Annotated in this window: 10 protein-coding genes and 2 pseudogenes; 7 read left to right on the top strand and 5 right to left on the bottom strand. The window is 25.1% G+C overall.

Annotated elements, in window-relative coordinates; translation table 11 throughout:
* Positions 1 to 293: 293 nt before the first annotated feature.
* From HNP63_RS04595 to HNP63_RS04605, 3 genes and pseudogenes are all read left to right on the top strand, one after another.
* Entirely contained in the window at positions 294 to 764 is a 471-nt protein-coding gene (locus tag HNP63_RS04595) for a hypothetical protein (protein WP_235685147.1), read from the top strand.
* Between the two features lie 270 nt (positions 765 to 1,034).
* A pseudogene (locus HNP63_RS04600) lies at positions 1,035 to 2,167 on the top strand (RNA-guided endonuclease InsQ/TnpB family protein).
* Between the two features lie 350 nt (positions 2,168 to 2,517).
* Entirely contained in the window at positions 2,518 to 3,294 is a 777-nt protein-coding gene (locus HNP63_RS04605) for a complement regulator-acquiring protein (RefSeq protein WP_012666197.1), read from the top strand.
* A 126-nt stretch (positions 3,295 to 3,420) separates the two neighbouring features.
* Here HNP63_RS04605 and HNP63_RS04610 read toward each other — a convergent pair.
* Positions 3,421 to 4,553: pseudogene (locus tag HNP63_RS04610) on the bottom strand (RNA-guided endonuclease InsQ/TnpB family protein).
* 128 nt (positions 4,554 to 4,681) lie between these two features.
* Here HNP63_RS04610 and tnpA point away from each other — a divergent pair.
* Both tnpA and HNP63_RS04620 read left to right on the top strand, forming a co-directional pair.
* Positions 4,682 to 5,008, top strand: coding sequence for an IS200/IS605 family transposase (gene tnpA, locus HNP63_RS07020; protein ID WP_238322660.1), 327 nt, complete (start codon positions 4,682 to 4,684; stop codon positions 5,006 to 5,008).
* 156 nt (positions 5,009 to 5,164) lie between these two features.
* On the top strand, positions 5,165 to 5,785 hold the full coding sequence (locus HNP63_RS04620) for a hypothetical protein (protein ID WP_221244548.1): 621 nt from the start codon (positions 5,165 to 5,167) through the stop codon (positions 5,783 to 5,785).
* A gap of 371 nt (positions 5,786 to 6,156) precedes the next feature.
* Here HNP63_RS04620 and HNP63_RS07025 read toward each other — a convergent pair whose 3' ends face one another.
* Positions 6,157 to 6,282, bottom strand: coding sequence for a hypothetical protein (locus HNP63_RS07025; RefSeq protein ID WP_011704001.1), 126 nt, complete (start codon positions 6,280 to 6,282; stop codon positions 6,157 to 6,159).
* 128 nt (positions 6,283 to 6,410) lie between these two features.
* Here HNP63_RS07025 and HNP63_RS04625 point away from each other — a divergent pair, with 128 nt between their 5' ends.
* Positions 6,411 to 7,349 (top strand): P12 family lipoprotein, encoded by a 939-nt coding sequence (locus HNP63_RS04625; RefSeq protein ID WP_183227339.1) that lies wholly within the window; start codon positions 6,411 to 6,413, stop codon positions 7,347 to 7,349.
* Positions 7,350 to 8,339: 990 nt separating this feature from the next.
* A complete protein-coding gene (locus tag HNP63_RS04630; protein WP_183227347.1) occupies positions 8,340 to 9,167 on the top strand; it encodes a virulence associated lipoprotein in 828 nt (275 codons plus the stop codon).
* 381 nt (positions 9,168 to 9,548) lie between these two features.
* Here the strand turns inward: HNP63_RS04630 and HNP63_RS04635 are convergent, their stop codons facing one another.
* From HNP63_RS04635 to HNP63_RS04645, 3 genes are all read right to left on the bottom strand, one after another.
* A complete protein-coding gene (locus HNP63_RS04635) occupies positions 9,549 to 9,848 on the bottom strand; it encodes a DUF5425 family lipoprotein (RefSeq protein WP_011703998.1) in 300 nt (99 codons plus the stop codon).
* A 944-nt stretch (positions 9,849 to 10,792) separates the two neighbouring features.
* Positions 10,793 to 11,851: a ferrous iron transporter A gene (locus tag HNP63_RS04640; RefSeq protein WP_183227342.1), complete on the bottom strand. Its 1,059-nt coding sequence runs from the start codon at positions 11,849 to 11,851 to the stop codon at positions 10,793 to 10,795.
* Positions 11,852 to 11,909: 58 nt separating this feature from the next.
* Entirely contained in the window at positions 11,910 to 12,086 is a 177-nt protein-coding gene (locus tag HNP63_RS04645; protein ID WP_011703996.1) for a hypothetical protein, read from the bottom strand.
* Between the last annotated feature and the right edge of the window lie 395 nt (positions 12,087 to 12,481).

A 12,481-nucleotide genomic window follows, 5' to 3' on the forward strand; every position in this document is an offset into this window, starting at 1 on the left:
TTTTGGGTTAAAGTTTGGAGCCAAAATATCTATACTAATTAAAAATTATAAATATAATTTTTAATTAGTATAGATATTTTGGCTCCAAACTTTAACCCAAAAATCATAAACTTTAAACATGAAAGCTAAAACTTTAAACATGAAAGCTAAAACTTTAACCTAATTTTTCAAGAAAACGTAAATTTTAACCATAAAAATCAAAAACTTAAAAATTGGAGGAAAAAGTTTACAAACACGATTAATAAAAATCAACATATATTATATAATTATAATAATATTAATATTATTAACTTTTGCAAACTAAAAAAGGAGGCTTAACAAATATTCAATTCCCAAACGAAATTAAAGCATTTAAACGTACTACTACTACTACTAAAGACTCAAATGCCACTACTAATATAGATAATCCACCCCATATCACAACTATCTTGAAAATAGAAAAACAAAATAACGGAAACATTATTATTACTGAAGCAAATACAAAAATAGCAGAAATTCAAAAAGACAAAATTTATAGCTTTAAAGAGGCGATTGAATACGGGGGTATCTTTAGCGTAAAAGATACTAGAACAAACCAAAATAAACAAAATAGCCATGATTTTAATGATTCTATTCTTGTATCAAGTTATAGAAACTATGTACGTTTTAGCCCGTCTGTTATTACTAATATATCAACAGATAATAATACAACTATTTATACTCATTTAAAAGAAACATACACGATGAAAGAAGACGATTTATTAAGAATAGCTAATAGCTTATAAAAACCCAAAATTAAAAATTAGAAATATAACAAGAATGTCATTTTTTTAAAAAAATTGTCCCTTAATTTGCAATTATTTTTCTGATTATTTGTATTTTTTATTCAATGCATTATTATTATATGTATAAAATTTATAGTTTTATTTTCAGCTTGTTGTATTTATAAAATTTAGATATTAAGTACACCAATAAGGCACTACATTATTTACAATTCATACAAACAATAATGACATATACACTTAAGTATAAAATATTATAAAATAATAAAATGTATGAGTGCTAATAAAGCTTATAAGTACAAAATATATCCCAACGTTAATCAAAAGAAATATTTTTTAAAAGTATTTAGATGCGTAAGATTTTTGTATAACAAAATGTTAAGTGATAAGAAAGATTATTATGAAAAAATAAACAAAGTCTTATTACTTATCCAAGTAAATATAAAGAAGAATTTTCATTCTTAAAGGAAGTTAATAGTTTAGCTCTTTATAATACCCAACTTGACTTAAATTATGCGTATAGTAATTTTTTTAGAGAAATTAAAAAAGGAAATAAAACACAAGGATTTCCTAAATATAAAAGCAAGAAAAATAGGCAAACTTTTAGAACTAATAATCAAAAAAATTCAATAAGAATAGAAAATAATTATATAAAGTTGCCCAAAATAGGATTTGTAAAGTTAGCTTTACATAGGAATATTAAGAGTAATGAAGTTGTTAAAAATGTAGTATTAGAAAAAGATACCGATGATAAATATTACATTTCAGTAGCAGTTGAGTACTTAGATGCTAAAAATAACAATAAAACTAAAGATAATAAAAAAGAGGCGATTGGTATTGACATAAGTATGAGGCACTTTCTAGTAAGTAGTGAAGGTGAGAAAACCAATCATCCTAAATATTTACTAAAAAATGAACGCAAACTCAAGAAATACCAAAGAAAACTATCAAAAAAACAAAAAGGTTCTGTTAATAGAGCTAAATCTAGATTAAGAGTTGCCAAGTTGCATAGGAAAATTTCAAACCAAAGAAAAGATTTTTTACATAAATTATCTTATTATTTTGTAGCTAATTATAAAAATATAGCAATAGAAAACTTATCAATTAAAGGCATGCAAAAAGGAATGTTTAGCAAAAGTATTAATGATTTAGGATGGCATGAGTTTGTAAGACAATTATCATATAAATCAGAGTGGTACGGATCCTATTTACATAAAGTTGATAGATATTTTTCATCAAGCAAGCTATGCAACAAGTGCCACATTAAAAATACAACTCTGAAATTAAGTGATACTAGGTGGACTTGTAGGAGTTGTAACACTTTGCATGATAGAGATATAAATGCAGCTCTAAATCTTAAAGCTTATTATTATAAGGAAATAAAAACTAAGGCAAGAACTGCCTGAAATAAAGCTTGTGGACCATGCTCTAGTGGATGACCGTTATTGTAGAACCTAAAAAGCTATCATGGGATGAAACAAGAAGCTATTTCTATAATCTTTAATTTAGAAATAGCAGTTCACTTCTTGTATTTCAATTCCCGACACACTTTTAACAAATAATAACAAAGAAGTTAATTCTTCTCTCTTTTTTTATTCATATAAGCTAACCAAGCCCAAACCAAAAACAAGAAGTAGAAATTAAATTTTTAATATCAAATAAGTTTTATTATTAATTGAAAATAATATTAAATTGATATATTATTTTTTTATATTAAAATTAATAAGTATTAAATTTAATATAAAAGGAGAACATTTTGAAAAAAAATAAATTAAATATCGTTAAGCTTAACATTATTACAGCAATATTAACATCAATTTGTATATCATGTGCACCTCTTGACAACGTTAATCCAAACAAGCTAAAAAGCCATACCAATCCTAGAAAGCTAAAAAAAACAAAAAGCCATACCAATTCAAAAAATCTAGCAGAAAATAATCAAAATCTTAAAAATGAATCTCAAAATCCAAAATATTCAAATCAAAACTCTCAAGAAAAAATCTTACTCTCAAAATTAGAAAAAATTGATAAAGATCTGAAAGATCAAAAAAAACAAGAAGATATACAAATAGCTAATATTGATGCACAAGATGATTTTCTAGAAACTTTTAAACTTCAACAAGATGAGGTTTTTATGCACATTACAAAAATGATATTAAAAAGAATAATTTACTCATCCTTAAATTACGAAAAAGAAAAAATATTGCTATTAAAAGAAATTCTTGAAAAACTTGATAACAATGCGCAAAACCGAAAAATAGCTCGTACGTTTCTTGAAACATCTAGAGATATTCAGCTTCTAATAGAAAAAATACATTCAATCAACATAGAAGATATAAGCAAAAAAGAAGCCGAAAAGCTACTAGAAAATAGGGAACGTAGTTTAAAAGCAAAACAAAATTTTGCAAAAACATTAAGCGCAACCATTGACGCTTATAGTAAAGATTTCAACAACCTTAAAACCAATCTAAAAAATCTAGCAACTCACATAAAAGATAAATACTACCATATTTCTCTTTATCTAACCGAATAAATAAGTCTATTAAACTGCTATTTCTAAATCAAAGATTATAGAAATAGCTTCTTGTTTCATCCCATGATAGCTTTTTAGGTTCTACAATAACGGTCATCCACTAGAGCATGGTCCACAAGCTTTACTTCAGGCAGTTCTTGCCTTAGTTTTTATTTCCTTATAATAATAAGCTTTAAGATTTAGAGCTGCATTTATATTTCTGTCATACAAAGTGTTACAACTCCTGCAAGTCCACCTAGTATCACTTAATTCCAGAGTTGTATTTTTAATGTGGCACTTGCTGCATAGCTTGCTTAATGGACAATATCTATCAACTTTATGTAAATAAGATCCGTACCACTCTGATTTATATGATAATTGCCTTACAAGCTCATGCCATCCTAAATCATTAATACTTTTGCTAAACATTCCTTTTTGCATGCCTTTAATTGATAAGTTTTCTATTGCTATATTTTTATAATTAGCTACAAAATAATAAAATAATTTATGTAAAAAATCTTTTATTTGGTTTGAAATTTTCCTATGCAACTTGGCAACTCTTAATCTAGATTTAGCTCTCTTAACAGAACCTTTTTGTTTTTTTGATAGTTTTCTTTGGTATTTCTTGAGTTTGCGTTCATTTTTTAGTAAATATTTAGGATGATTGGTTTTCTCACCTTCACTACTTACTAGAAAGTGCCTCATACTCATGTCAATACCAACCGCCTCTTTTTTATTATCTTTAGTTTTATTGTTATTTTTAGCATCTAAGTACTCAACTGCTACTGAAATGTAATATTTATCATCGGTATCTTTTTCTATTACTACATTTTTAACAACTTCATTACTCTTAATATTCCTATGTAGAGCTAACTTTACAAATCCTATTTTGGGCAACTTTATATAATTATTTTCTATTCTTATTGAATTTTTTTGATTATTAGTTCTAAAAGTTTGCCTATTTTTCTTGCTTTTATATTTAGGAAATCCTTGTGTTTTATTTCCTTTTTTAATTTCTCTAAAAAAATTACTATACGCAGAATTTAAGTCAAGTTGGGCATTACAAAGAGCTAAACTATTAACTTCCTTTAAGAATGAAAATTCTTCTTTATATTTACTTGGATAAGTAATAAGACTTTGTTTATTTTTTCATAATAATCTTTCTTATCACTTAACATTTTGTTATACAAAAATCTTACACATCTAAATACTTTGGAAAAATATTTCTTTTGATTAACGTTGGGATATATTTTATACTTATAAGCTTTATTAGCACTCATACATTTTATTATTTTATAATATTTTATACTTAAGTGTATATGTCACACAAACTAACTTTTAATAATCACTGCGTATATTCTCTATTAATTATCACCTAATATTAGTTACTAAATATAGGCATAAATGCATAAATGCCGAGCTTTCATTTTCTCTTTACCAAATAATACTTAATATATGTTCTTTATGGAAAATAACCCTTAATGAATTCAACCATGATAAGGATCATATTCATTTACTACTAGAATTTACCCCCAATATTCAACCTTCTAAATTTATCAATAATCTAAAAACAGTATCTTCAAGGCTTATAAGGAAAAAATACTCTACTTATTTAGATAAATATTATTGGAAACCTTATTTTTGGTCTGGAAGTTATTGTCTTATTTCTACTGGAGGAGCTTCTATTGATATCATCAAAAAATATATTCAAAATCAAAATAAATCTATCTATTAACAAATTCATTGATTTAGAAAAAAGTTAAAAGATAAGCTTAATATTGAGTAATAAATAAAGTTTTCTTTTATGGAATAATAATAACAATGAAATACACTTATATAAATCAACTTAATTTTATTTTATATACTAGGACAACTAAGGGGTATAAATCTTATGTATAAGAGATTTGTATTTATATTTTATGTGATTTGTTTTGTTGTAAGTTGTGATGCGTTAAAAAATAATAAAAACAATGATCAAAACCGCTTATTACAAGATGTAGAAAGTATGAATTTAAAATTGGATTGGAAAAGTAATCTTGGACTTAGTAATGAAGAGCTTGATACAATAACTTTTTTTGTCAACGCGTTAAAAAGTGAATTGCCAAAGGCACATACTGGTGCGGCTCATTTTAATATTTATTTAAAAGGAGATATATCTCAAATAGAAGATTATGTTAAAAGGTTTTTATTCAAACTAAAAGATAAGGGAAAAGTTAAAGAACTGATTAGCTATATTAAATATGGTAGAGATAATCAACCCAATGTAGAGGGTAGAGATGAACAACTTGGGATAGATGCTAAGGAGCATTATAGGATAGAAAGTAGGCTTGCTGGTGTTTTTGATAATTATTTTATGTTTTTAAATCCCCCCCCTCCCCCTCAATCTCTTCAAGAGAATAGTGAAGAACTAAGTCCTGGCCCTCCCCCTCCTCCTACTATTAATGGTGATGCTGAAGATATGACGTTAAATGACATTAAAAATGTATGTTATAAGTTTAGAGGTTCACATTAACTAATACAATATATTTTTAGTAATGCTATTTTTGCTGCTTTTTGGAGAAGAATATTTACTTATTGTTAAATAAAAATCTATTAATTCAACTCTTTTAAAGAAGTGATCATAAAAAGTAATTTTTTTTTGTTTTAGAAAAAGTTTTATGACTTTCTAAAAAGGTGGAGAAAAGAATATAATGAGCAATTTATTCACTTCTTTTAATATTTGGAGATAATTACAACCATAATAAGTACAGAAAAATATATGATACATTAATTATTAAAAGATATTCGAATTAATATTAATGTTAATTATGGCACCATTAGCTTATAATTACACATGCAACTTGTTTATTTTATATTCTGTTTGGTTTAATTATGAGAATTATTTTACACAAAAACACCAAAATCTCCTAATTTTAATTTTAAAGATTTTCTTATGCTTTTGAATTGTTGATCAAAAGTAGACCTTATAAAAACCTCATCAAAATCATTTTCATCATAGTCTTCAAACATAGATAATAAAGATAAGATAGAATGATTTTTTTGTATTAAAGAAGAAACCTATGTTTGTAATTTCATAGAAATGAAATATCTTTGCATTAAGCAACTATGAATTTATAAATATTCTCACAGGAGAAGATATGAAAAAAAATATTTTGGCAAAATACATATTAATATTAGTAAGTTTATTATCATGTAATATAAGTGACCCTAATGAATTAGGAAACAAAAAAACAGAAAAAAAGGGAGGTGGGGGTGTTTTAGGCTTTATAGAGAAAATTCAAGAAGAAAGTATAGAAGGTGTTAAACAACATATAGAAAAAAGAGAAAAACAAACGATGCAGACGGCTTCTATAAAACCTGTTAATGTAAATAGAAATTTTCTATATTATCCTCAAGAAGAAATAGCAATAAAAGAAGGAGCGTTAATTCCAAGTACTAATGAAGAAAAAAGAGTAGATAAAGCAATTAGCGATGGGCGTCTTGAATTTGATAAATTAGTTTATGACGAAAATAAGCTTAAAAATGAATTTGAGCAATTAGAATCTAGTTTTAATAACGTTTATGATAAAATCTTAAAACTTAAAGATGCAATACAAACAGAGGCACATATTGTAGGAAGAATAAACCATATAATAAAAACAAGACCTGAAAAAAGAGAATATCAGAATAGAGTAAGGCAGAATCAGTCAGAAGAACGAGCTCTAATTAATTTGTTCAATCAATTATTAGAAAAGAGAGGCGATATTGAGGAACTTCATACTCAATTAGATAGCGGACTTAGTGAAAGAGCATCTGCAAAATACTTTTTTGAGCAATCCCAAAAAACTTTAAAAGATGCCATTACTCAGAGAGTAAAAAGCGAACATAGAAGTTGGTCAAGAAGAACATATGGTGGTAATTTGACAAGAAAGGCAAATCGTGAAATAGATAATGCTTTAGAACAATTAAAAACTTCTTCTTCTAAGATAATTAAAGCAATGGAAATAAAGGAAAGGATAGAACAACTTCTTCAAGAAGTAAAATCTTTTCTAGCTTCTTCAAGAAGCAAAATCTGCTTTCATGAGATAGATTTGTAATTTTTTAAAGATAGAAAAATAAAAAAATATATTTAATAAGACTAATATTTAAATTTAAAGCTTTCCTTTAAAAGAAAGCTTTTTATAATTTTATTTAAATAATGAATAGCTTGATACATTAATTTTAATATTCTCTTTTTTAAAGAATTTTAAAATAAATATTAAAATTATATGCACTACTGATATATATTTTTAGTAATTCATCTTTTAATAGAATTTAAAATATAAAAATATATTGGGGGGATTTTATTAAAGAAAAACCATAAAGATAGGGTCAAAGAATAAAGCATTCAATAAAAAAATTTTCAAGATTATTAAAAATTGGATACTGCTCTAGAAGCAGTATCCTTAATACATTTAATACCCATATTCAAAAAAATAATTGTTTTTTTATTGCTAAGTCTATTGATACAGACATATTCCAAAAATATCTCGATACATTAAAAAAAAAATAAAAGTTACAACCACCTTACTACCAAAATAACCTATAAATATATAAGTTTATCCAAATACTATTTTTACTAAACTTTTAAAAGCTTAATTTAAGCGCGCAGCATTACAATTTTAATTATCTTTTACAAAAGCAAGTATTTAAACTTATAATTCTTTTGTTCAATAAAATTTAATTTTATTGAATATCATTATTATTTAATTTTTATGCATGTGTTTATATATTAATTTTATAAGGATAATATTTAATACCTTTAGTTGATTTTTTTAAAATCTATTTATATCTTTCATTATTAATTCTTCCTTATTTATTATTTTTAAACACAATATCGATTTAATCCTTATCGTCATTATTAAAGAGCCTTAAAAATTAATCAAAACATTATAAAACTTCTGGCAATGAAAATATTATTATGATTATTACAATAACCTATATTCAATACAGTAAAATATTATATTAAGTATAAATTGATAATAATTATTATATTATATTAATACTGCATTATATTAAGTATTATACTTTAAGTAAGGAAAGTATTTATAAAATATCATATAATTGCAAGCATGTTTGTCTTTTTATTTTTAATTGCCTGTAACCCAGATTTTAACACTAATCAAAAAGATATAAAGTCTCATTCTAGCAAAAAAAGACTAAAATCCAATAAGCAAAAATTAAAACCTAAAAAAGAAGTAACCCAAAATCAAGAAGTAACCCAAAATCAAGAAGTAACCCAAAATCAAGAAGTAACCCAAAATCAAAGAATGAAAAAAACGCTGCTTAATGATCTAAAAAATTTAATAGAAACGGCTAGCGCAGATAGAGAAAAATATGTAAAAAAATTAGAAGAAGAACCTGCGAACCAATATGGAATATTGGCTTTCAAAGAATTGTTTTGGCCAACATCACCAAATGAAGATATAGCTGATAATACTGAAAGATCTAAAAAATATAGAAAATACGTTTATTGCACCTTAAATGCTATCGATACCAATAAATTAAAGGAACTTTCAGAAATCATACTGTTGTCAGCCCAAACAGGCGCCCTATTTAACATCTTTAAGGAATTAGGAAATACTATTGACGACGTGATTGTTGGCCTATATTCTAAAAAAGACGCTCTAAACAAACTAGAGATTTTAGACTTAGAGAATCTTAAAAATTCATTTGAAAAATTATTATCTACAAAAACAATCGTCTCAGAAATGTTAAGCCAACTTTTATTAGATTATCTAAATGATAAAAATCTTATAAAAAGAGATAACACTAATCTTAAATTTCACGTACATACACTCTTAAAACAAATTGTAAAAAAAAGTGAAGAAACAGAAAAGCCAAAAAGTGAAATAATTTCAATATGCGACCTTTAAGGTATGTATTAAAATTATAATAATGCAATAATAAAGCCTATCTTTAATAAAAAGTAAGCTTTACCTTTTAAATAAAAATTACAAACTTATTTCACCTATAATTTACATAAACTTTGGGTGAAATAAGTTTGCCAAATTGATTTATTGGGGTTTATACTTCTTTACGATATCTATAGAAACTCCTCCAGTAAAACTAAGATAATAATCTTCATGTTAAAAATAAGATTTAAATTCCTTATTAAAGAGGCACTTTTACAAACTTCCCCCTGACTAACACAATAGCTATAAAGCTGCACTTAAACCTACAAATATAGGTTTAAATTAAAAGCCTTTGCAATTAATTATGAGCAAAGAATTCTTTTATTTTTTTGATAAAATTAATCATTTTGATTTTGTCTTGCAAGATGAATGGGTTTTACTATAGGAATTTGAAACATTGGTTTCTCTAGAAGAATAAGAACGCCTTATGCCATTATTTACATCTAATTTAATTTGAGAATTTTGAATTCTAGCTTCATTTTCACTTAAACATCCATAATTCAAATTATCTAGATATTTCTTTTCTAAATTAGAAATATCATCCATTTTATTTTCAGCATCATTGCTTGATAAATCACAGCCTAATACCAATAAGAAGGCTGATATTGTAGATAATAATGAAATAGCAAATTTTTTATTCATAAATCCATTCTCCTTCGATTTTTATAATTAAAAGTTACTTTACAAAAACCATAAAGCAATATAAATAAATATACTTTAAGAGTTGGGTATTAAAAGCCCTACTACATAGAAATTATATTTTAAATTAATCATTTTTTAAATATTCATTGGTTTTTATTTGTTAAGCTGCTGTTTGCGATTTTCAAACTATTAGATGAGTTACTATTTCTAAAACTTTGATTTAGAAATAACGGAGGTTTTTATAATTTTTAATTAAAAATTTAATTGGGCCCCAATTTTAATTGCAAATGACATAAATGGATGAAAATTGCAAAAATCTCTTATTTCATAAACCTAAATAACAAAACTTATCAGAACAAATTGCAAAGCAAATTTATGTATTGATTCCAACACTAACTTATATTAATAGGCAAATATTAAAACGTAAAAGTAATATACTTTATTATTTCAATGAAAATTTTAAAAAAATGGCAAATCACCCATCATCTTATTTTTAAGCAATTTTAATTATTATTACTATTATTTTAAAATAAACCATAACTTACAAAGCAAAGCACAAGAAATATACACACAAATATACTACTATAAATAAGCTTTGCACCCTTAATGGTCTCACATATAAAATTCAAAATCAAATTATAATCTAAATCTTAATTTGATAAAATGAAAAAATTTTTAAATCAATCTTATAATACCATTCTGTATATAAACTTAAGAATAAAGTTATTTTATATACTTCCTTTAAAACATAAAATGTATCATATTCTGATATATCCTGTAAACAGTGTTTTTAACTTTATCTAAATTAATTAATTTATCTACAAATTAAAGAAATTCTATTTTCCAATCCATAATACTTTTTACAACTAGAGCTTTTTTTATTTAATGTTAAACAGGCTACAATAATATGTAGCCTGTTTAAAAAATAAACTAATTATCAAAGATTAGTACCAAACACCATTCTTATCAATGACTATTTCGATTATTTTAAGAGAATCTTTCATTAATAAGATTGACCTTACTATTGCTTTATATGCCTCGTATAAATCAGATTGTCCTTTGATCTTTAAAATTAAATTTTTTATTTCTGTTTCAATGGCATCTAATTTTCTTTTTGAATATATTTCTCTTGCATATACAAAATTTGTCGCAGTCCTTGCACTCACTTGAATATAGTTCAATAAGGTCTTAAGATCTTTTTCAAGTTCTTCTTTTGTAAACTTTTTAGCTTCTTCTCTAGCTTTGGCTTTAGCAAGGTTGTCAAGACGTGTAGAATACATTTGGGTTTGCTTTGTTGAAAGTAAGGTATAATTATCATATATCTTAACAATTGTTTTAATTGCTGAACTTACATTATATTTAACACCCTCTAGATAAGATTCATATCTATTACTTAATCTTGTTTCCTCATCATAATAATAATCTTCTTCTAAAGAATACTGATCATAATCTTCTTCTTCTATTTCATCAGTATATGAAATAGAATTTGAGCCTGAAATAGCTTGTAAATCACTCTTCAGTCTTAAATCAGAATCTATAGTAAAATCAATTTCATTGCTTTCAATAGTATCCTTCAATTCACCACTTTCACCACTAAGAAAACTTAAACTTCCTTGAAGCATCCTTTTATGCTCATCTTGCTGTTTTTGTATTTCTTCTTTTCTAGTCTCAGGTCGTTCTCTTAATAATTTAGTTTTCAAAATTTCTTCTTCCGATATCACATTTTTTTGTGATAGATTACTATTATTAACAGACTCCCTCTTTACATGATGATTAAACGGGTCTTTTTTAACAGCATTACCTTCAACTTTCTTTCTAGCAACCTTATCTTTGCCTTTCTTATTAAGAGACTTTTTAACAGATTTGTCACCGGTCTCTAAAATAGAACTTTCCTCATCACACAAGCCAAGAGATTTCTCTTTTATTTCATCTCTTATGAATAAATCACAACTGATAAAACCAAAAAGTAATCCCAAAGCTAAGCATTTACTTTTAATTTTCATGCTTTCTCTCCTTTAAATTTAATATTAACTTTAAATCATTTAAGCTGGATTCCAAAAATTAATAAACCTTTCTTATTAAAAGAGATAAAATTACACAATTTTTAAAATTAACATTTATGCCACACATAGTAACAGTTCTTATAAAAAATACTTTACCAAGTAAAGTATCAAAATCTACAATAAAAGCATTAATTACAACAGCCAATGAACTTAATATTGGATCAAATATATTCAAAAAAGTATTATTTCGTTCTTTGGCTATACTGTTTAAAAAAAATCTTCTATTTTATTTTTATTAAATTTAGAAAGATCTTTATTGCTATTAAATGCTCTAGTATCAGCATAAATTTTAGTAACTAAATACTATCTTTACTTTAAGACCATATTTAGGTTTAGTATTATCTTTTCTATCTTTTTAATTATTTATTAAAAATTTATTACTATTTTCATCTTGTGTTGGGGTAGTTTTGTTCATTGTCATAAATTTAACAGCTTCATTAAAGAAAGTTTTTCTTTCTCTTTTTTTGATATATTTACAAGACCACTGCCCTGCTCATTCATATTTCTTACATTTGTCTAACTGTGCTTAAAAATTATTAAAGATAGCATAATAATCTGTCTTTTGAAAAA

This window comes from Borreliella afzelii (assembly GCF_014202295.1).
In the GTDB taxonomy this organism is placed as follows: Bacteria; Spirochaetota; Spirochaetia; order Borreliales; family Borreliaceae; genus Borreliella; species Borreliella afzelii.